This is a genomic window from Phenylobacterium sp. T106, from assembly GCF_057219735.1.
This window is the reverse complement of the sequence record NZ_JBXVWA010000005.1, coordinates 237,913-256,795: the sequence shown is the minus strand read 5'-3', so window position 1 is coordinate 256,795 and position 18,883 is coordinate 237,913. Positions and strand designations below refer to the sequence as shown.

At 71.0% G+C, this 18,883-nt stretch carries 17 protein-coding genes, 2 tRNA genes and 1 pseudogene; 11 read left to right on the top strand and 9 right to left on the bottom strand.

Annotated features, from left to right (window positions below):
* Nucleotides 1-6: 6 nt before the first annotated feature.
* A complete protein-coding gene (gene chrA, locus AC2D8W_RS13955) occupies nt 7-1,359 on the bottom strand; it encodes a chromate efflux transporter (protein WP_484672024.1) in 1,353 nt (450 codons plus the stop codon).
* Between the two features lie 232 nt (nt 1,360-1,591).
* Nucleotides 1,592-1,667: transfer RNA gene (locus AC2D8W_RS13950), tRNA-Asn, on the bottom strand.
* Between the two features lie 330 nt (nt 1,668-1,997).
* On the opposite strand from AC2D8W_RS13950, the gene AC2D8W_RS13945 reads away from it, so the two are divergent.
* The gene (locus AC2D8W_RS13945; RefSeq protein ID WP_484672023.1) at nt 1,998-3,413 is read left to right on the top strand and encodes a Mur ligase family protein; all 1,416 of its coding nucleotides are present in this window, start codon (nt 1,998-2,000) and stop codon (nt 3,411-3,413) included.
* Between the two features lie 30 nt (nt 3,414-3,443).
* Here the strand turns inward: AC2D8W_RS13945 and AC2D8W_RS13940 are convergent, their stop codons facing one another.
* Nucleotides 3,444-4,811 carry an acyl-CoA dehydrogenase family protein gene (locus tag AC2D8W_RS13940; protein WP_484672022.1) on the bottom strand — a complete coding sequence of 456 codons (1,368 nt, stop codon included), beginning with the start codon at nt 4,809-4,811 and terminating at the stop codon, nt 3,444-3,446.
* Nucleotides 4,812-4,927: 116 nt separating this feature from the next.
* On the opposite strand from AC2D8W_RS13940, the gene AC2D8W_RS13935 reads away from it, so the two are divergent.
* Together AC2D8W_RS13935 and AC2D8W_RS13930 are read left to right on the top strand one after the other, a co-directional pair.
* Nucleotides 4,928-5,923, top strand: a complete 996-nt coding sequence (locus AC2D8W_RS13935; protein ID WP_484672021.1) for a phosphotransferase family protein — start codon at nt 4,928-4,930, stop codon at nt 5,921-5,923.
* Nucleotides 5,920-6,291, top strand: coding sequence for a DUF6285 domain-containing protein (locus AC2D8W_RS13930; protein WP_293483514.1), 372 nt, complete (start codon nt 5,920-5,922; stop codon nt 6,289-6,291). The genes AC2D8W_RS13935 and AC2D8W_RS13930 overlap by 4 nt, the downstream gene beginning before the upstream one ends.
* A gap of 9 nt (nt 6,292-6,300) precedes the next feature.
* On the opposite strand, the gene AC2D8W_RS13925 is transcribed toward AC2D8W_RS13930, so the two are convergent.
* The gene (locus tag AC2D8W_RS13925) at nt 6,301-6,642 is read right to left on the bottom strand and encodes a hypothetical protein (RefSeq protein ID WP_293483512.1); all 342 of its coding nucleotides are present in this window, start codon (nt 6,640-6,642) and stop codon (nt 6,301-6,303) included.
* A gap of 77 nt (nt 6,643-6,719) precedes the next feature.
* Here AC2D8W_RS13925 and AC2D8W_RS13920 point away from each other — a divergent pair, with 77 nt between their 5' ends.
* The 4 genes from AC2D8W_RS13920 (at nt 6,720) to AC2D8W_RS13905 (ending at nt 10,562) form a co-directional block, all read left to right on the top strand.
* Complete coding sequence (locus AC2D8W_RS13920; RefSeq protein WP_484672020.1) at nt 6,720-7,706, top strand: helix-turn-helix transcriptional regulator; 987 nt, start codon at nt 6,720-6,722, stop codon at nt 7,704-7,706.
* Between the two features lie 43 nt (nt 7,707-7,749).
* Entirely contained in the window at nt 7,750-7,890 is a 141-nt protein-coding gene (locus AC2D8W_RS13915) for a hypothetical protein (protein ID WP_293483508.1), read from the top strand.
* A 111-nt stretch (nt 7,891-8,001) separates the two neighbouring features.
* Nucleotides 8,002-10,095, top strand: coding sequence for a prolyl oligopeptidase family serine peptidase (locus AC2D8W_RS13910; protein ID WP_484672019.1), 2,094 nt, complete (start codon nt 8,002-8,004; stop codon nt 10,093-10,095).
* Nucleotides 10,095-10,562, top strand: coding sequence for an NUDIX hydrolase (locus AC2D8W_RS13905; RefSeq protein WP_293483504.1), 468 nt, complete (start codon nt 10,095-10,097; stop codon nt 10,560-10,562). Before AC2D8W_RS13910 ends, AC2D8W_RS13905 begins: the two co-directional genes overlap by 1 nt.
* A gap of 21 nt (nt 10,563-10,583) precedes the next feature.
* Here the strand turns inward: AC2D8W_RS13905 and AC2D8W_RS13900 are convergent, their stop codons facing one another.
* Both AC2D8W_RS13900 and AC2D8W_RS13895 read right to left on the bottom strand, forming a co-directional pair.
* Nucleotides 10,584-12,425 (bottom strand): vWA domain-containing protein, encoded by a 1,842-nt coding sequence (locus AC2D8W_RS13900; RefSeq protein WP_484672018.1) that lies wholly within the window; start codon nt 12,423-12,425, stop codon nt 10,584-10,586.
* A gap of 98 nt (nt 12,426-12,523) precedes the next feature.
* Nucleotides 12,524-13,240 (bottom strand): SDR family NAD(P)-dependent oxidoreductase, encoded by a 717-nt coding sequence (locus AC2D8W_RS13895; protein WP_484672017.1) that lies wholly within the window; start codon nt 13,238-13,240, stop codon nt 12,524-12,526.
* A 103-nt stretch (nt 13,241-13,343) separates the two neighbouring features.
* On the opposite strand from AC2D8W_RS13895, the gene AC2D8W_RS13890 reads away from it, so the two are divergent.
* A complete protein-coding gene (locus AC2D8W_RS13890; protein ID WP_484672016.1) occupies nt 13,344-14,447 on the top strand; it encodes a S1C family serine protease in 1,104 nt (367 codons plus the stop codon).
* Here the strand turns inward: AC2D8W_RS13890 and AC2D8W_RS13885 are convergent.
* Together AC2D8W_RS13885 and AC2D8W_RS13880 are read right to left on the bottom strand one after the other, a co-directional pair.
* Nucleotides 14,444-14,551: pseudogene (locus tag AC2D8W_RS13885) on the bottom strand (PEPxxWA-CTERM sorting domain-containing protein); the annotation flags it as partial. The gene AC2D8W_RS13890 and the pseudogene AC2D8W_RS13885 sit on opposite strands and share 4 nt — an antisense overlap.
* A gap of 441 nt (nt 14,552-14,992) precedes the next feature.
* The gene (locus AC2D8W_RS13880) at nt 14,993-15,157 is read right to left on the bottom strand and encodes a hypothetical protein (protein ID WP_484672015.1); all 165 of its coding nucleotides are present in this window, start codon (nt 15,155-15,157) and stop codon (nt 14,993-14,995) included.
* Nucleotides 15,158-15,410: 253 nt separating this feature from the next.
* Here AC2D8W_RS13880 and AC2D8W_RS13875 point away from each other — a divergent pair, with 253 nt between their 5' ends.
* Nucleotides 15,411-16,400, top strand: a complete 990-nt coding sequence (locus tag AC2D8W_RS13875) for a helix-turn-helix transcriptional regulator (protein WP_484672014.1) — start codon at nt 15,411-15,413, stop codon at nt 16,398-16,400.
* Nucleotides 16,401-16,424: 24 nt separating this feature from the next.
* On the opposite strand, the gene AC2D8W_RS13870 is transcribed toward AC2D8W_RS13875, so the two are convergent.
* Nucleotides 16,425-16,498, bottom strand: a tRNA-Cys gene (locus tag AC2D8W_RS13870).
* 113 nt (nt 16,499-16,611) lie between these two features.
* On the opposite strand from AC2D8W_RS13870, the gene AC2D8W_RS13865 reads away from it, so the two are divergent.
* Together AC2D8W_RS13865 and AC2D8W_RS13860 are read left to right on the top strand one after the other, a co-directional pair.
* Nucleotides 16,612-17,175 carry a protein-L-isoaspartate O-methyltransferase family protein gene (locus AC2D8W_RS13865; protein ID WP_484672013.1) on the top strand — a complete coding sequence of 188 codons (564 nt, stop codon included), beginning with the start codon at nt 16,612-16,614 and terminating at the stop codon, nt 17,173-17,175.
* Between the two features lie 121 nt (nt 17,176-17,296).
* Nucleotides 17,297-18,850 (top strand): TolC family outer membrane protein, encoded by a 1,554-nt coding sequence (locus AC2D8W_RS13860; RefSeq protein WP_484672012.1) that lies wholly within the window; start codon nt 17,297-17,299, stop codon nt 18,848-18,850.
* Nucleotides 18,851-18,883 lie beyond the last annotated feature (33 nt).

Sequence of the window (18,883 nt, the reverse complement as noted above, 5' to 3'; positions counted from 1 at the left end):
TCGGCCTCAGGGTGCGACCCCTGCTACGTAGGCCAGCACGCCGAGCAGTCCGCAGCCCAGAAGCAGCGGGATGACGCCCAGCTTGAAGCGGAAGGCGGCGACCGCCGCCAACAGCGTCAGCGCGAGGCTGGCGAGGTCCACCGAGGCGGGGTTCGGCAGGTCCAGAGCGAGAGGCCCGGCTGTGACCTCGTGGACGTCGCGAAAGAGCACGTGCAGCGAGAACCAGATCGCTAGGTTCAGGATCACGCCCACCACCGCGGCGGTGATGGCGGCTAGCGCGGCGTTCAGGGCCCGGGCGCCCCGCAGCGCCTCGACGAAGGGCGCGCCGAGAAAGATCCACAGAAAGCAGGGCGTGAAGGTCACCCAGGTCGTGAGAACGCCGCCCAGCACGCCCGCCGCCAGCGGGCTCAGGCCCGTTTCGCCCCTGAAGGCGGCCATGAAGCCCACGAACTGGGTGACGATGATCAGAGGGCCTGGGGTCGTCTCGGCCATGCCGAGACCGTCGAGCATCTCTCCCGGCCGCAACCAGCCGTAGGTCGCCACGGCCTCCTGGGCGACGTAGGCCAGGACGGCGTAGGCGCCGCCGAACGTGACCACCGCCATCTTGGAGAAGAAGACGGCGACTTCCGTGAAGACATGGTTCCAGCCGAGTCCGAACCCGAGCGCGAGGACGGGGGCGAGCCAGAGCGCCGCCAACGCCGCGCCGATGCGCAGCGCCCAGCGGAGGTCGGGCCGGGCGTGGTCGGGGGTCTCTTCGCCAAGCAGGGTGTCGGCGTCCGCCACTTCGTGGGCGGCCCTGGGCCCGTGCCCGCCGCCGGCGCTGAAGGCCGCCGCGCGCAGGGTCCCGCCGATGTAGCCGAGGGCCGCCGCCGCCAGGATGATGAGGGGGAAGGGCGCGTCGAAGGCGTAGATGGCGACGAAGGCGAGGGCGGCGATGGCGATCATCGCCCGGTTCCTGAGGGCGCGGCCTCCCACCCGGACGACGGCCTGCGCCACGACCACCAGCACCGCCGCCTTCAGCCCGAAGAAGAGCGCCTTGACCGGTCCGACATCGCCGTAGAGCGCATAGAGGAGGCTGAGCGCCATGATGGCCGCGAAGCCCGGAAGCACGAACAGTATGCCGGCGATCAGTCCGCCCAGCGTCCGGTTCATCAGCCACCCGATGTAGATGGCCAGCTGCTGCGCCTCGGGTCCCGGGAGCAGCATGCAGTAGTTGAGGGCGTGCAGGAACCGCTGCTCGCCGAGCCACCGCTTCTCCTCCACGAGGATGCGGTGCATCACGGCGATCTGGCCGGCCGGGCCTCCGAACGAGAGCGCGGCGATGCGGGCCCAGGTCTTGGCCGCCTCTGCGATGGGCACGGCGGGACGGCGGGCTGATGAAGTTTCGGGGGGTCGACCCATGGCGCAAGTCCCCATGACGGGCTGCGCGGTGGTTGGGCCGAAGCCTGACCGGGACACCGCTTCTTCCCGGTGCTCCGAGGTAATTCCAAAGCCTGGCGCATTGCAACGGCGCCGAACGGGCGCGAAGCCGCTCAGAGGGCCGCCGGCCTTGGGAGAGGGGGTGGGATTGAACGCCGCAGCGTGGTCTCGATGGCTCCCCGAGCAGGACTCGAACCTGCGACAAGTCGGTTAACAGCCGACTGCTCTACCAGCTGAGCTATCGGGGATCATCTCATCGAGAGGGCGGGCGTATACGCCGGGCCGCGGGGTTGCGCAAGACGCCTGAAAGCCTCCCGCGAGGTCCCCGCGAAAAGAGGCCCGGCGCGGACGCCGGGCCACACAAAGTTGGTGATGGTGGGGTGTCTTCAAGGAAGACGCGAGGAGAGTCCGGCGTCCATGGTTAAGCTTGGGTTAAGGATCGTCGCGCGGCGGAAAGGCCTCGACGGACCGCTTTCCGGCGACGCCCGGCCCGCGCGGGCGGCGACTTGTCGCGCCGGACTGGACGCCGGCCGCGGATCGCGGGATCACAGCACGCTAGTCGCTTGAAAAGAGGGCCGATGCGGATCCATTTCACCGGCATCGCGGGCGCGGGCATGGCCGCGGCGGCGCTGATGATGCGCGAGGCCGGCCACGAGATCACGGGTTCCGACGAAGGGGCGTTCCCGCCCATGTCGACCTACGTGGAGGGGCTGGGCTTCCCGGTCTTCTGGCGATTCGATTCGGCGAATCTTCCGCCGGGTCTCGACATCCTGGTCCTGGGGGCCAGCGCCAAGCTCGGCGGGGAAGGCAACGTCGAGGTGCAGGAGGCCCGCCGGCGGGGCGTCCGCGTCACGACTTTCCCGGAGCTGGTGGGCGAGGCCACGGCCCTCAAGAAGACCACCGTGGTGGCGGGGTCCTTCGGCAAGTCCACCTGCACGGCGCTGCTGGCCCACGTCCTGCGCGAGAGCGGCAGCGACGCCGGCTGGATGATCGGCGCGATCTCGCCGTCCCTGCCCGACACCGGCCACTGGGGCGACGCCCCGGAGGTGATCCTGGAGGGGGACGAGTACATCGTCGGGCCCAACGACCGGCGCTCGAAGTTCGTCCTCTACCACCCGCGCGACATCCTCCTGACCTCGCTGATCCACGACCACGTCAACGTCTTCCCGACCCTCGAAAGCTATGTGACGCCGTTCCGCGAGCTGCTGCGCCTGGCGCCGGCCGAGGGCCTGCTCGTGGCCCGGGAGCACCCGGCGATCCGGGCGATCGCCGGCGAGTCCGCGGCGCGGATCGTCTGGTACGACACGGCGCCCTGTGACGGGTGGTTCTGCGAGGACGTGGCCTTCGGCGAGACCACGCGCTTCACGCTCGTGGGGCCTGGGGGCCGGCGGCTGGCGATGTCCACCAGCCTCCTCGGCGAGCACAACGTGGAGAACATCGTCGGCGTCTCGGCCTATCTGCTCGAGCGCGGCCTGGTCTCGGAGGCGGACCTCGTCCGCGCCGTCGCGGGCTTCGCCGGCATCCGGCGGCGCCTCGACCGCCTCACCCGGACCTCGGCCGTGCCCGTCGTCGAAGGCTTCGGCAGCTCGTACGAGAAGGCCCGCTCGGCCATCGAGGCCATGCTGCTGCACTACCCCACGCGGCCGCTGACGGTGGTGTTCGAGCCGCACACCTTCTCGTGGCGCAACCGCGAGGCGCTGCCCTGGTACGACACGGTGTTCGAGGGTGCGGCCCGGGTGCTGGTGGTCCCGCCGCCGACGCACGGCGCCGACTCCCACCTGCAGTCGAGCTTCGCGGAGATCCTGGCCCGCGCGGCCGCCGCCGGCGTCGCCGTCGAGGGCGTCGAGAGCGCCGAAGCGGCGACCGAGGCGCTCAGCCGCCTGTCGGGCGACGAGGTGGTGCTCTTGCTGTCGTCGGGGCCGCTGCTGGGGCTGCCCGACAGCCTGCCGCCGGTCTTCGACCGGCTCTACGGCGCGCAGGAAGCCGCGGCCTGAACCCAGGGTCCAGGGCCGCGGCCCGATGCGCTAGCGCGACGCGTTGTGGTGCGCCGGGATCGGCTGGACGTAGTCGCTCCGGGCGGCCTTCTCGGCGTCGTTCAGTTCCTTGAAGAACGGATCCGCCCGCTTCGGCCCCAGGTAGCCGAACAGATAGGCGCCCACCTTGCGCATCTGGATCTCCTCCGAGCCCTCGGTGATCCGGTAGCGGCGGTGGTGGCGGAAGATGTGCTCGAAGGGCTTGTGGCGCGAATAGCCGATGCCGCCGTGCACCTGCATCGCCCGGTCGGCCGCCTCGCAGACGAGCCGGTTGCCCCAGTAGTTGCACATGGACACCTTGTCCGAGATCGTCCGCTCGATCTCCTTGTGCTCCATGTTGTCCATCTGCCAGGCGGTCTTGCGGATCAGCAGCCGCAGCATCTCGCACTGGGTCTGCAGCTCGATCAGCGGCCACTGGATCGCCTGGTTCTCGGCCAGCGCCTTGCCGAACGGCTTGCGGGTGCGGGCGTACTTCACGCTCTCGTTGATGCAGAACTGCGCCGCGCCCAGCGAGCTCGCCGCCTGCCGGATCCGGTTCTGGTGCACGAACGACTGCCCGATCCCCAGCCCCCGGTCGATCTGCCCCCAGTAGCTGTCCTCCGGGATCCAGACGTCCGTGAAGCTGATCCGCGGGTGGTCCGTCGGCATGTTGAACGTCCACAGGTACTCCTCGATCTTGAGACCGGGAGAGTTCGCCGGGACGATGAAGCAGGTGATGCCGGTGGCGTCGCCGTCCTTTCCGGACGTCCGCGCAAAGCACATCACGTAGTTCGCGACGTGCATTCCGGTTGTCCACATTTTTTCGCCGTTGATGAGCCAGCCCGGCTTGCCGTCCTTCTCGTGGCGGACGGCGCGGGTTTCCATCCAGGTGGCGTCGGACCCGTGGTTGGGCTCGGTCAGGCCGAAGCCGGTGCGCATGCGGCCGTTCAGCAGGTCGTCGGCGTAGCGGTCGTACTGCTCGTTGGTGGCGAACTCCTTGAACATCAGCACGAACGGGTTGTTGCCGACGATCGAGTGCTCGGTCTGCAGGTCGTTGAAGAGGCCAAGGCCCTTGGCGGCCAGGTGCTCGCGGATGATGGCCATGGCCAGCTGGCTGCCGCCCTTGCCGCCCATCTCGACCGGCCAGGCATATCGCAGGTGGCCCGCGTCGTCGGCCAGCTTGCGGGCCTTGGCGAGAAGCTGCTCCCACTCCGGCCGGGGCAGGCCGTTGTTGTCCCAGTCGGTGCGGGCGTGCTCGCGGCGGTGGTCGAAGAACCGGTCGTTATCGTCCGCGTGCTGGAGCGGCATGATGACGTCGTCGATGAAGCGGTCGAGCTCATCGAGGTAGTCCTGGATGTCCTGGGGGATATTGAAGTCCATGGCCGTTCTCCCAACGCTTCCTTGGGCGGGCTTGACGTCGGGGGACCGTTTACAAGCCGCCCCCGACCCCGCCAGATCGGGGTCAGATTAGACCAACCGGAAGGTTCCGCCGGGTCATGACCGTTGATGTTCGTGCCGCCCTCGAGACGCTCGCCGCGCGGCTGGGCGGGGAGGGGGCGAAGCTGACCGAGGCCCAGCGCCTTTCGGGCGGCGCCAGCATGGAGACGTGGGCGTTCGCCTTCGATGGCGCGGGCGGCGCCGAGCGCCTGATCCTGCGCCGCCGCAGCGTGCCCTTCGATCCCGAAACGGCCCGCTCGGTCAGCCTCCAGACCGAGGCGAGGCTCATCCAGGCTACCGGCGCCAACGGCGCGCGCGTGCCGACCGTGCGGCACATCTGCGACGAGCAGGACGGGCTCGGCGAGGCCTACGTCATGGTCCGCGTCGACGGCGAGACGCTGGGCCGCAAGATCACCTCCGATCCGCGGTTCGACGCCGTGCGGCCGGCGCTGGCGCGCCAGTGCGGCGAAGCGCTCTGGGGTATCCACAAGACGCCGCCGCCCGCCGACATGAACCTCAAGGTGGTCGACGGGACCATCGAGCTCGACCGCTACGAGGAGGTCTACCGCGCCACCGGCGCCCAGCGGCCCATCCTGGAACTGGCCTTCCAGTACCTCCGCAAGCATGTGCCCGCTCCGGTGGAGCCCACCCTGCTGCACGGCGACTTCCGGAACGGGAACATCATGTTCGACCCGCAGGCGGGCGTCGCCGCGGTGCTGGACTGGGAGCTGGCCCATGTCGGCGACCCGGCCGAGGACATGGGGTGGATCTGCACCAACTCCTGGCGCTTCGGGCGTCCGGACCGCCCCGTCGGCGGCTTCGGCGACTATGCCGACCTGCTGGAGGGCTACAGGGCGGCCGGCGGCCGGGCGATCGAGCTGTCGCGCGTGCGCTTCTGGCAGATGTTGGGGTCGCTGCGGTGGGGCGTGATGTGCCTGACCATGTACCTGTCGTGGCGCGACGGCATGGTCAAATCCGTGGAGCGGCCGATGATCGGCCGCCGCGTGTCGGAGACCGAAGCCGACCTGGTCGTGCTGCTGGAGGAAGGCCTTTGATCACCCATCCCCGCACCGAGGAACTCGCCGAGTCGGTCCGGCTGTGGATCGACGAGATCCGGCCGACGCTGGATCCCCGCAACGCCTTCCTGGCCCGCGTCGCGGCCAACGCCATGGCGACGATCTACCGCGAGCTGACCCAGGGACCGGCCGCCGAAGCCCGCGCCGTGGAGGGTATGCGGGAGGTGCTGGGCAGCGACGGCGACTTCGCCGCGCTGAACGCCGAGCTCTGCGAGCGAATCCGGTCGGGCGAACTGGGCGTGGAAACGCCCGGGCTGCTCCCGATGCTGGCGGCCATGGCCAGGGACCAGATCGCCATCGACCAGCCGAGCTATCGGCCCGAGGGCACGCCGCCGCCCGCGGCGTGAGCCGAAGCCCTAGGCGGCTTCGAGCACCCGGATGATCTCGCTCTCGCGCTCGTTCCAGAGGATCGCGACGCGGGCGGCGCGGGATGCGTCCGCGCCCAGGGCCGAGGCCACCTCGGGCTCGCGCATGCGGCGTTCCGAGAGGCGCAGCAGGGTCCGCTCGCCGCCCTGGTCGAGCTCCACGTCGTGATAACGCAGCACCGCGTCCACCAGGGCGGCCGGAGGCGGCGGCCGAACCGGCGGCGGCGCCTGGACCGGCCGCGGATGCGTGCGGCCCGGTGACGACGCGAAACGGTCGCCGATCAGACGGCCCTGGGTGAAGGTGGCGCGGCGGGGCTGGAAGCGGGAGGCCATCGGTCCGTTCTCCATTGCGGAAAGTCGATGGTTCTGGTTTTGTCTGTCAGCTACGACAAAATCGGACGCACGTTCCCATGAGGCACGAAAAAGGCGCGCGACTGCTGGAGCTCGCGCGGATGCTGGCCGGGACGGCCGAGGGCCTCACGCTCGACGAGATGGCCGAGCGCCTGGGCGTGGCGCGGCGGACCGTCGAGCGGATGCGCGATGCGGTGGCGACCGTGTTCCCCGCCATGGAGGTGGTCGAGGATGGGCGCGAGCGCCGGTTCCGGATCCCGTCGGGTCTGGACGGCCTCTTTCAGGCTCCGACGGCCGAGGAGCTGGCCGCGCTGACCGCCTCGGCCGAGGCGATGGACCGGCAGGGGGCGCACGCCCGCGCCGCGGCCCTCCGTGCGCTGGAGCAGAAGGTGCTGTCGGCCATGCGCGCCTCGGCCCGCCGCCGGCTCGCCCCCGACCTGGAGGCGCTCCTGCAGGCGGAGACCATCGCCGTGCAGGCCGGTCCCCGGCCGTTCGAGGAGGAGACCGTGCTCGCCGCCGTCCGCGAGGCGCTGAAGGCGCTCTCGACGCTGAGGTTCCGCTACGAGGGGGGCTCCCAGCCGGGCCGTGTCCGGGAGGTGACGCCCTACGGCATCCTCTTCGGTCGCTCGAACTACCTCGTGGCCGAGGAGGTCGGGGCGGGCACGGGTCCGCGCAACTGGCGGCTGGACCGGGTCTTCGAGCCCGAGGTGACCGGACGAGCGGCCGACCGGCCCGAGGACTTCTCCCTCCAGGCCTATGCGGACGAGAGCTTCGGCATCTACCAGGACGACACCGAGGACGTGGTCCTGCGCGTCACGCCCGAGGGTCGCGAGGACGCCCTGCGCTGGCGCTTCCACGCCCGTCAGAAGGTGGAACCGCAGGCCGACGGGTCGACGATCGTCCGGTTCCGGGCCAGCGGGATGCGGGAGCTCGCCTGGCACCTGTTCACCTGGGGCGACAAGGTGGAGATCGTCGAGCCGTCGGCGCTGCAGGCGATGATGCGCAGCGAACTCGAGGCCGCCGTGCGGACACACGTCCGGAATTGACGTAGGTCGGCCTCAGGGTCGTGTCCAGCAACGGAGACGACCCATGACCACGCTCGATTACGCGACCTTCTTCGAGACCCAGGTGCGCCCGCGCCGCCGCCGCCGCCGGCTGATGCTGGGCCTCGCCGCCGTGATGGTCTGGGTCCTGCCGGTCGCCTACGTCGGCCTGATGGTGGGGCCCTGACCGCGTCGCCGGTCGCGACGCGCGAACCCTGCCGAAAAGGCGAGAATTTCCCGGGCCTGTTGGCTAGAAATCGAGCCGGCATTCACCGCGTATCGAGTTCGGGGAACAATCATGCTGTTGCGCGCCGTCGCGACCGTCCTGGCCGGAGCCTTTCTCATGGGGGCCGCTGCGCCTGATCACGACCCGTACACCTGGATGGAGGAGATCGAGGGCGCGCGGGCGCTGGAGTGGGCGAAGGCCGAGAACGCCCGCTCGCTCCCGCAGCTGAAGAACGACCCTCGCTATGCGGGGCTCTACGCCGACGCGCTGAAGATCGCGACCGCCAAGGACCGGATCCCCAGCATCTATTTCGCTGGCGACGGCGCCCTGCGGGACTATTGGCAGGATGCCGAACACGTGCGCGGCGTGTGGCGGACCACCTCGGTCGAGAGCTACCGCGCCGGCGCCCCGGAGTGGCGCGCGATCCTGGATCTCGACGCGCTTTCGAAGGCCGAGAAGGCGAACTGGGTCTGGAAGGGCGCCGACTGCCTGCCGCCGGACGACCGCTACTGCCTGGTCAGCCTGTCGAACGGCGGCAAGGACGCGGTCGAGGTGCGCGAGTTCGACACCCAGACGGGCCGGTTCGTCGAGGGCGGCTTCCGCCTACCGGAGGGCAAGCACCGCCTCGACTGGCTCGACAAGGACACGCTGATCGTGGTCGCCGAGTGGAAGAAGGGCGATGTGACGACGTCCGGGTATCCCTTCATCGCCAAGATCCTGAAGCGCGGCCAGAAGATGTCCGAGGCCCTGGAGGTGTTCCGTGGGCGCAGGGAGGACGGGGGCTACGGCGTCTCGCCCATCGTGCTGCGCGAGCCCGACGGCCGGCTGCAGGCGGTCCTGATCCAGCGTCCGCTCGACACCTTCAACGCCGAGCACTACCTGCTCGCCGATGGCGGGCCGCGGAAGCTGGACCTGCCGACCAAGTCCTCGGTCCAGGGCTACCTCGCCGGCCGCCTGGTCGTGAGCCTCGAGGACAACTGGACGGGCAAGGGCTTCCGCGAGGGCGACCTCGTGGATTTCGACCTCGCGGCCGTCAAGGCCGATCCCTCGAACATGACCCCGGCGCTGATCCTTCGCCCCACCGAGACCCAGGCCGTGGAGCAGGTCACCACCACCCGCAACCGCCTGGTGATCGCGCTCTTCGACAACGTGAAGGGCCAGGTCATCTCCTACCGCCGCAGCGGCGAGGGCTGGACCTCGAGCCGGCTCGACCTGCCGAAGGACTCGACGATCAGCATTGGCTCGGCCGCCGACCACAGCGACGGCCTGGTCCTGAACGTGACGGGCTATCTGACGCCGTCCAGCCAGTGGCTGGCGGACGCCGAGGCGGGCAAGGCGCAGCAGGTCCGCACGCTGCCGCCGCGCTTCGACGCCTCGAACATGGCGGTGGAGCAGTACTGGGCCGCGTCCAAGGACGGCACGAAGGTCCCGTACTTCGTCGTCCACCGGAAGGACATGAAGCTGGATGGCTCGAATCCGACGCTGCTCTACGCCTACGGCGGCTTCCTGGTCAGCCAGACGCCGAGCTACGCCGCGACCGTCGGCAAGCTCTGGCTCGAGAAGGGCGGCGTCTATGTGGTGGCCAACATCCGCGGCGGCGGCGAGTTCGGCCCGCGCTGGCACAACGCCGGCCTGAAGCTGAAGCGGATGGCGGTCTACGACGACTTCTTCGCCGTCAGCGAGGACCTCATCGCGCGCAAGATCACCAACCCCAAGAAGCTCGGCATCATGGGCGGCTCCAACGGCGGCCTCTTGATGGGCGTGGCGCTGACCAAGCGGCCCGAGCTGTACAACGCCATCGTCATCCAGGTCCCTCTGTTCGACATGATCGGATACGACCACATCGGCGCGGGTGCTTCCTGGATCGGCGAGTACGGCGACCCCAAGGTCCCGGAAGAGCGCGCGATGCTGATGAGCTACTCGCCGTACCAGAACCTCGCGAGGGGCAAGCCCTATCCGCGCGTGTTCATCGAGACGTCCACCAAGGACGACCGGGTGCACCCGGCGCACGCCCGCAAGGCTGCGGCGCGCCTCAAGGAGTACGGCTACGACTACCTCTACTACGAGAACATCGACGGCGGTCACGCCGCCGCCGCCAACCTCAACGAGCGGGCGATGCGGCAGGCGCTGGAGTACACCTATCTCATGCAGCGCCTGATGGATTGATGGCGCCGCGGGTGGTCAGCGCGGGCGTGCTGGCCTGGCGACGCCGCCCCGGGGGGCCCGAGTTCCTGCTGGTCCACCCGGGCGGGCCGTACTGGGCGAAGAAGGACGCGGCGGGCTGGTCCATTCCCAAGGGGCTGGTCGAGCCCGGCGAGGAGGACTGGGCCGCCGCCCGGCGGGAGTTCCGCGAGGAACTGGGCCTCGAGATCGCCGGCGACGCCCAGCCCCTGACGCCGGTCACGGCCTCGGGCAAGACCATCCAGGCGTGGCTCGTGGAGGCCGACATCGACGTGAGCCGCATCGAGAGCAACCGGTTCGAGATGGAGTGGCCGCCCCGCTCCGGGCGGCGCGCGTCCTTCCCGGAGGTCGATCGCGCGGCGTGGTTCGACGCCGCGACGTCGGCCGTGAAGATCCACAAGGGCCAGCGCCCGATCCTGCTGGAGGCGGTCGGGCGGTTGCGCACGGCGTGACCGGCCCGGCCGCGACGTTCCTCACGGCGTCTGTTCGTTCACCCCCCGAGCCTCGGCGGCGGCGCGCGCCAGCTGCACGAATTCCGCGCGCTCGCCGAAGGGATCGGCGCCGCGGGCGGTCTGGGCGAGCCTCACCACCTCGTCCCAGCCGAACGCGTCCGAGACGCGGGGGTCACGCCTGAGCTTCTGCCCGAAGCCCGCCACCGCCACCGCCCAGCGGGTGGCCTCCGGCGCGGTGTTGAGGGTCGCCGCAGCGTCGTCGGCCCCGATCGGGCGCTCGATCAGGCGCGACCTGCGCTCGCCGGGCAGCTTGTAGCGGATCTTCAGGTAGGCCAGCTCGCCGCCCGCGGCCGGCGCCGGCGCAGCCCGGCCATAGCGCAGAGGATCGGCCGATCCCGGCGCGCCCGCCGGCGTGATCTCGTAGAGCGCCGTCACCGACGCGCCCGCGCCCACCTCGCCGGCGTCCACGCGGTCGTTGTTGAAGTCCTCGCGCGCGAGCATGCGCGTCTCGTAGCCGATCAGCCGGTACTCGCTGACGCGGGCGGGGTTGAACTCGACCTGCACCTTCACGTCGTCGGCGATGGGGAACAGCGACTTCGTGAAGTCGGTGCGGAACACCTTCCGCGCCTCCTGCAGGCTGTCGATGTAGGCCGCGGTCCCGTTCCCGTTCTGCGCCAGCGTCTGCATCATCACGTCGTTGTAGTTGCCGCGGCCGAAGCCGTAGACCGACAGGTAGACGCCGTCCTTGCGCTTCTCGGCGACGAAGTCCTTCAGCTTCGCCGGATCGGCGACGCCGACGTTGAAGTCGCCGTCGGTCAGCAGGATCACGCGGTTCACCGCCTTGGGGTCGAAGTGCTCGCGGGCGAAGGCGTAGGCGAGGGCGAGGCCCTGGCCGCCGGCGGTGGACCCGCCCGACTGCAGGGCGCCGACCGCACAGCGGATCCTGAGCTTCTGAGCCCCGTCGGTGGGGGCCAGCACCGCGCCGGCCGAACCCGCATAGGCGACGATCGAGACCCGGTCCTCCGGGCGTAGCTGGTCGACCAGCAGGTTGAGGGACTTCTGCGCCAGCGGCAGCCGGTCGGGCGGCATCATGGAGCCCGACGTGTCCACGAGGAACACCAGGTTGAGCGGCGGCGCCGCCGTCCGGGGCAGGTCGAAGCCCTGGATTCCGATGTGCAGGATCTGCCGCTGGCCGGCCCACGGCGAGGGGGCGAGCGAGACATGCGTGCTGAACGGCGACGCGCGGTCGCGCGGCGGCGCGTAGCCGTAGTCGAAGTAGTTCACCAGTTCCTCGACCCGCACCGCGTCGCTGGGCGGCCGAGCTCCGTCGCGCAGGAACCGGCGCACGTTCGCGTAGGCGGCGGTGTCCACGTCCACAGAAAAGGTCGAGACGGGGTCCGCCGCGGTCTGCCGGATCGGATTGGGGCCGGCGTCCGGATAGCGCTCGGTGTCCAGCGGTTGCGAGGGGAAGCGCTGGTAAGGCGCCGGCGCGATCCTGCGGCCGCCGGTGACGACCAGCTCCTCGAGGGCTGCGGCGGGCGCCTGGATGCGGGGCTGTCCGATGCGCCGCTCGACGGGCGGAACGGGGAGCGGCGGTATGCTGGGAGGCGCGCTCACCTGGCCGGCCGGAGGCGGTGGGGGCGGCGGCGGTGGCGGCGGCGGCGCCCGATAGGCGCCGCCCGCGCCAAATCTCGCCTGGGGCGGCCGGACTTCGCGCTCCGGCGTGGGGTTGTAGCCGAAGCGGGCGCAGGCGTCGGGACTGACGCCCGGCTCCACGTACCGGGAGGGCTGGGCCGGGACGGACGCCGGGGCGGCGGCGGTGAGGCAGGCGAGCCCGAGGGCTCCAAGGCGGCGGCGCGTCATCGCAGGCGTACTCCGATCGTGGTCCTGTCGGGAATACGCGGGGCAGGATCGCGGAGGGTTCGACGCGGCGCAGAAAATCGAACGACGCGCAGGCTCGCCTAACGCACGAAGCTGGCGCCGTTGATGTCGAGGACGGCGCCGGTCATCGAAGCCGGCGCCTCCAGGGCCAGGTAGGCTGCGGCGTTTGCGACCTCTTCGGCGTCGGCCACGCGTCCGAGGGGGATGTCCGCCAGAAGCTTCTCGCCGCCGCGGCTGGCCAGGTAGTCCTCGGCCATGCCGGTCAGGGTGAAGCCGGGACAGATGGCGAAGGCCAGGATGCCCTCGGCCGCATAGCCGCGGGCGATCGACTTCGTCATCCCCACCATGCCGGCCTTGGAGGCGGCATAGTGCCAGTGCGCCGGGCTGTCGCCGCGATACGCCGCCCGGCTCGCGACGTTGACGATCCGGCCCCCCGAGGCCCGCTCGCGCCAGTGCAGGATGGCCCGGCGGCAGAGGTCGGCCGAGGCTTGCAGATTGATCTGCAGGGTGCGGGCCCAGGCCGCCTGCCAGTCGGCCGCGGCGGTGTCGACGCCGACCGCCTCGAACACGCCGGCGTTGTTGATGAGCACGTCGATCCGGCCGTCCAGGCGCGCCAGCGCCGCATCCCAGAGGCGGTCGCCGGCGCCGGAGGCCGACAGGTCCGCGCCGATCGCCAGCGGGCCGTCGTCGCGGCCGTGGCCGACCACGCGCGCCCGGCCTTCGAGCGATGCGAGGATGGCGGCGCCGATACCGCGGGTGGAGCCGGTGACCAGGACGTGGGGCGTTTCGCGTGTCATGGCTCCGGGTAGGGCGCGCGGTCCGCGGGTTCAAGCGTCTGGCGCCGAACCGCCCGCGCGACCATCTGCATCGCACCAGCCCACCGACTTCCGGGAGCCCGGCATGTCCGCCAGGACCATCACCCTCGCCGCCGCGGCGGCCCTGATCGTCGCGGCCTGCGAGCGGCCCGCCGCGCCGGCGCCCGAGGCCGCCGCCGCTTCGCCCCCGGTCGCCATCCCCGCGGGCGCGGCGCAGGCCCCGGACTCCTTCGCCCCGATCATCCGCCGGGTCGCCCCGGCGGTCGTGTCCATCGACACCCTGGCGGTGGGCGGCGCCTTCACCGATGACGGCCGCATGCTGCCGCCGGGCGTGGTCCCCGGCTTCGGGCCTCGCCCGGTCCGGCGCGGCGCGGGCTCGGGCTTCCTGATCAGCGCCGACGGCTATGTGGTCACCAACAACCACGTGGTCGAGGGCGCGCAGGAGGTGGTGGTCAGCCTCTCGGACGGCCGGCAGTTCCGGGCCCGCCTGATCGGCCGGGACCCGCCGACGGACATCGCCGTCCTCAAGGTGGACGCCCAGGGGCTGCCGTATGTGAGCTTCGGACGCCAGGCCGCGCCGCAGGTCGGCGACTGGGTGGTGGCGGTGGGCAATCCGTTCGGCCTGGGCGGCACGGCCACGGCGGGCATCGTCTCGGCCTACGGCCGCGAGATCGGGGAGGCCTACGTCAGCTACCTGCAGATCGACGCCCCCATCAACGCGGGGAACTCGGGCGGCCCGTCGTTCGACCTGCAGGGCCGGGTGGTCGGCGTGAACACCGCCATCTTCTCGCCGTCCGGCGGCTCGGTCGGCATCGGCTTCGCCATCCCCGCCGACCTGGCGGAGGACGTGAGCCGGCAGCTCATCCAGTCGGGGCGCGTAGTGCGCGGCTACCTGGGCGTCAGCGTCGCCGACCTGACGCCGGCGGTCGCCGCTCAGCTGGGCATCGGCGGCCAGCGCGGGGCGCTGATCGCGGGCATCGTGCACGGCGGCCCGGCCGCGGCTGCGCTCCGCCCAGGCGACGTGGTGACGGCCGTGAACGGCGAGGCGGTCACCGGAGCGGGCGGGCTGACACGGCGCATCGCGGGCGCCAAGCCCGGCGACACGCTGCGCCTGCGGGTCATCCGCGACCGGCGCGCGGGCGAGGTCAGCGTCCGTACGGTCCGTCGCCCGGACGAGCTCTCCGGCTAGCCGCGCGCCGGAGCGGGCAGGGCCCGCCGCCGGTTCGCGCGGAGGGCCGAGCCGGCGGCGCCGAAGCCCAGGATCATCAGCGCCCAGGTCGAAGGCTCCGGCACGATTCCGCCGCCGCCGGCGCGGACGGTCCGCGTGAAGTCGCAGCTCAGGTCGTCGCCGTTCGGGCAGGTGTCGGCAAGGGTGAAGCGGGCCTCCTGGTACGGGCCGTTCTCGGGAATCCGATAGGCCACCACCTGCAGCTGGGCGCTGTAGAAGTTGTAGATCCCGGGGGCCGCCGTCCCGCCGTTCGGGGAGAGGCGGCCGAACAGGAAGTCCACGCTTTCGCCCGGTTGCAGGGAAATGTTGCTGAACCCGAACCCGAAGTTGAAGGCATACGGGCCGCCGCAGTTGCCACCGAGGAACGAGCCGCTGCACCCGGCCGAGTAGGAAATGGCTGTGGTGTAGGGCGTGTCGACAGCGAACCCGCGGTCGAGCAGTTCCTGTTCGGACGGGCCGCCGGCCGTGACCAGTCCGTCCGCATCCACGGCGAAGGGATCGGAGTCTTAGCTTAGCGTGAATCGCACGACGATGTCGATGACGTCGGAGGCTCCCGCCGTCCCGTCCGGCTGGACGAACGAGAGCGTGCCGAAGGGAAGCGCCGCATGGGCGCCCGAAGCCGCGGCGCCAAACAGGGCGGCGGCGCCCAGGATGGTTGCAAGTCTGCTCATGGTGTGACCCCTGTCTGATGCTGTCCGGCCCGCCCGCCAGAATTCCCCTGACAGGCGAAAAGCCAAATTGTTTCAGGCAGATGGTAGGTCCGCGGCGGTTGCCGCTCCATGGCGCCGATGCACCCCAAATCGGGCTGCGGCGGGGCGCGGGGCGGCCCCCGAAGCTTCACAATGATGCATATGCTCTATGGGCGCGGCGCGACGGCCGCCTATGCTGCACGCCGGCCCTGGAGATGGGAGAGGTCGCAGTCGCGTGGATTTTTCCCGACGCATCAATAGCGCCGCACTGGACATTCACGACGCCGCGCCGCTCCGCCCCTTCGCCACCTTCCGCGAGGGCTGCCTTCAGCGGCTTCGCGAGCTGATCCCCTTCGACTCGGCCATCTGGGGCTCCGGGGTCCAGGAGCCGATGCTGATCTTCGGGATCGCGGCGGTGGATTTCTCGCCGGAACGGCTCGTGGAGTACGGCGTACGCTGGCAGGCCCACGACCTGCTGCGCAGCGCGGTCGCCCGACGCCCCGGAGAGGCTCTGCGCAACGAGGACATCCAGCCGCTCGACGCCCACTATGAGTCCGAGATCTACCAGGCCTTCTGTGGTCCCGGCGGCATGGAGCATGCGCTGGGCGTCACCGCGATCGACCCGGTGACGCAGGTCGGCGAGCTGGTCTACCTCTTCCGGGCGGACCGCCGCGCGGTCTTCCGCGACGACGAGCGCGATGCGCTGGAGCTCCTCATGCCGCACCTGGCGGCGGCCTGGAGACACCGTCTCCTGTGGCATGTCGCGCGGGGCGGCGAGGCGGGCGGCCGGGCCCCTCCGCCGCTCCCGGACGGCCACGCGGTCGTCGACGGCCTGGGCCAGGTCCATGCCTCGGACGCGGCGTTCGGCCTGCGGATGCAGGTCGTCTTCGCCGGCTGGGTCGGCCCGCTGCTGCCGCCGCCCCTCCGTGCGCTCGCGGCCGGAACGGATGACCGGACCGACGTCCGCGGGCAGGGGTTCCGGCTGCATCGTGGCGACGACCGCCACGTCCTGACGTTCGCCGACGGCGCCGCCGACCTGCCGCTCTCCCCGGCAGAGCTGCGCGTCGCGATGGCCTTCGCGCGCGGCCTCACGGCGGCCGAGGCGGCGGCGAGCCTGCGCGTCAGCCGAGCGACCGCGCGAAACCAGCTGGCGGCCGTCTACGCCAAGCTGGGCGTGCACTCGAAGCTCGAGCTGGCGCGGCGCCTCGACGAGGCCGGCGTCTGACCGGAAGGGGCAGGGGGGGTAGGTTGGAGGCCTGACCGAGAATCGAACTCGGGTGCACGGATTTGCAGTCCGCTGCGTCACCACTCCGCCATCAGGCCGCCGAAGGTGAGGGGCGGGGACTAACAGAACGGCTCTTGCGCCGCAATTGCCTTCCCGCCGCGGGCGCCTATAACCGCCGCCACGGACTTTCTCCCGCGCCCAAGGATTCCCGATGGCCGACTTCGCCGCCGCCCGCCTCAACATGGTGGAGAGCCAGGTGCGAACGCAGGACGTCACGGACGTCCGGATCCACGACGCCATGCGGAAGATCCCGCGCGAACGCTTCCTGGCAGCCGACCAGGAACACCTCGCCTATACCGACATCGAGGCCGAGTACGCGCCCGGGCGCTGGCTCCTGAAGCCCCGCGATGTGGCCAAGCTGGTGCAGGCCCTCCGCCCCATGCCGGGCGAGCGCGCCCTGGCGATCAGCGCCCCCTACGCGGCGGCGGTGATCGAGGACCTCGGCGTCGAGGTCGTCCAGGCGCAGGCGGGCGACGCCCTTCCGGGCGGGACGTTCGACATCGTGGTCTGCGAGGGCGCCGTCTCGCGCGCGCCGGACGCTTGGATCGCGGCGCTTGCGACGAACGGCAGGCTGGGCGTGGTCGAGCGGGATGGTCCGGTGGGCAAGGCGCTGCTTTACGTCCGGTCCGCCGAGACCGTCGGGCGGCGCGATCTGTTCGACTGTTTCGCGCCCGTCCTGGCGGGCTTCGAGCCGAATCACGGTTTCGCCTTCTAGTTGCCGCTGAAACAGCGTGGAAACGCGGCGGTGTGAAAAAAGCTTAAGGTGACGCAGCTTGGCCCACGCGGCAGACGTCGTCATACAAGCCGGCGTCTCTCGCGAGATCGGGGATAAGAAAATGTCGATGAAACTCCGCGGCCGACTGCTGGCCGCGACCGTGTGTTCCGGCGCCCTCTGCGCCGTGGCCGCCCCGGCCGGCGCGGAGACCCTCGCCGACGCCGTCGCGCTCGCCTACCAGAACAACCCGACGCTCCAGGCCCAGCGCGCACAGCAGCGCGCGCTCGACGAGACCTACGTCCAGGCCCGCAGCGGCTGGCGTCCGACGCTGGGGGCCCAGGTGACGGCCCAGTGGGCCGAGACGCAGACCCCGATCGCCGGCCGCGGCGTGGACCTCACCGGCGACGGCGTGCCGGACAGCTTCGGCGCCGGCGGCGTCCGGCGAAGCAATCGCGGAACGGGCGGCCTGCAGTTCACCCAGCCGATCTGGACGGGCGGGCGCGTGGCCGCGTCCGTGAACGCGGCCAACGCCGACGTGCTTGCCGGCCGGGAGAACCTGCGGCGCGTGGAGGCGCAGGTCCTGGTTTCGGTGATCCAGGCCTATTCCGACACCCGCCGCGACCAGGAGGCCCTGCGCATCCGGCAGGAGAACGTGGCGGTCCTGAGCCGGCAGCTCCAGGAGAGCCAGGCCCGGTTCGACGTCGGAGAGGTGACCCGGACCGACGTGGCCCAGTCGCAGGCCCGCCTTGCGCAGGCGCAGGCCCTGCTGCAGCAGGCCGTGGCGCAGCTGGCGATCACCCGCGCCAACTACGCAACGCTGGTCGGCCAGAACCCCGGCGAGCTCGCACCCGAGCCGTCCCTCGCGTACTTGCTGCCCGACGATCCGGACGAAGCCTACCGCGTCGCCGAGCAGTTCAATCCGCAGCTCCGGGCCCAGCGCTTCGCCGAGCAGGCGAGCCGCGCGCGGGTTGCGGGCGCAAAGGCGGAACGCATGCCCACCGTGTCGGGCACCCTGTCGGTCCAGCACAGCGGCCTCATCGATCCCTACGATCCGCGCGACAACTTCGGCCGCAGCGTCGCGGCGCAGATCACGGCGACGGTCCCGCTCTTCACGGGCGGCCTGACCAGCTCCCGCGTCCGGCAGGCCGTGGAGCGCAACAACGCCGACCGCATCACCATCGAGGGCGTGCGGCGCAACGTGCTCCAGGGGGTCACCCAGTTCTGGAGCCAGCTGATCGCCGCGCGCTCCAATATCGCGTCCAGCGAGGAGCAGGTGCGCGCCGCCCGCATCGCCGCCGAAGGCACGCGCGAGGAGCAGAAGGTGGGCCTGCGCACCACCATCGACGTGCTGAACGCCGAGCAGGAGCTGCGCCAGGCCGAGCTGAACCAGGTCTCGTCGCGCCGGGACGAATACGTGGCCGCGGCCAACGTGTTGGCGACGATGGGCCGGCTGGAGGGCAAGAACCTCGTTCCGACGATCCAGCAGTATGACTCGGCGAAGAACTTCCGGAAGCTGCGGATCACCTGGGGCTGGGTGCCCTGGGAGGAGGCCGTCGGCGTGGTCGACCAGCTGGCGACGCCCTATCCGGCGCCGAAGCCGGCGGACAAGCCGCTGGAGAAGCCGATCCCGCCGGGCCTGCAGCCGCCGCCTGCGGTTCCGCCTGCCTCGCGGTAGTGCAACGAAGGGCGGCGCTTTGACGCCCGGTGA

Bases quoted from the DNA above. Each gene is read 5' to 3' on its own strand.
- AC2D8W_RS13865 (WP_484672013.1), top strand. From the start codon at position 16,612: ATGGCCGACTTCGCCGCCGCCCGCCTCAACATGGTGGAGAGCCAGGTG.
- AC2D8W_RS13945 (WP_484672023.1), top strand. From the start codon at position 1,998: ATGCGGATCCATTTCACCGGCATCGCGGGCGCGGGCATGGCCGCGGCG.
- AC2D8W_RS13880 (WP_484672015.1), bottom strand. From the start codon at position 15,157: ATGAGCAGACTTGCAACCATCCTGGGCGCCGCCGCCCTGTTTGGCGCC.
- AC2D8W_RS13935 (WP_484672021.1), top strand. From the start codon at position 4,928: ATGACCGTTGATGTTCGTGCCGCCCTCGAGACGCTCGCCGCGCGGCTG.
- AC2D8W_RS13910 (WP_484672019.1), top strand. From the start codon at position 8,002: ATGCTGTTGCGCGCCGTCGCGACCGTCCTGGCCGGAGCCTTTCTCATG.
- AC2D8W_RS13920 (WP_484672020.1), top strand. From the start codon at position 6,720: ATGAGGCACGAAAAAGGCGCGCGACTGCTGGAGCTCGCGCGGATGCTG.
- AC2D8W_RS13940 (WP_484672022.1), bottom strand. From the start codon at position 4,811: ATGGACTTCAATATCCCCCAGGACATCCAGGACTACCTCGATGAGCTC.
- AC2D8W_RS13915 (WP_293483508.1), top strand. From the start codon at position 7,750: ATGACCACGCTCGATTACGCGACCTTCTTCGAGACCCAGGTGCGCCCG.
- AC2D8W_RS13860 (WP_484672012.1), top strand. From the start codon at position 17,297: ATGTCGATGAAACTCCGCGGCCGACTGCTGGCCGCGACCGTGTGTTCC.
- AC2D8W_RS13890 (WP_484672016.1), top strand. From the start codon at position 13,344: ATGTCCGCCAGGACCATCACCCTCGCCGCCGCGGCGGCCCTGATCGTC.
- AC2D8W_RS13905 (WP_293483504.1), top strand. From the start codon at position 10,095: ATGGCGCCGCGGGTGGTCAGCGCGGGCGTGCTGGCCTGGCGACGCCGC.
- AC2D8W_RS13900 (WP_484672018.1), bottom strand. From the start codon at position 12,425: ATGACGCGCCGCCGCCTTGGAGCCCTCGGGCTCGCCTGCCTCACCGCC.
- AC2D8W_RS13895 (WP_484672017.1), bottom strand. From the start codon at position 13,240: ATGACACGCGAAACGCCCCACGTCCTGGTCACCGGCTCCACCCGCGGT.
- AC2D8W_RS13925 (WP_293483512.1), bottom strand. From the start codon at position 6,642: ATGGCCTCCCGCTTCCAGCCCCGCCGCGCCACCTTCACCCAGGGCCGT.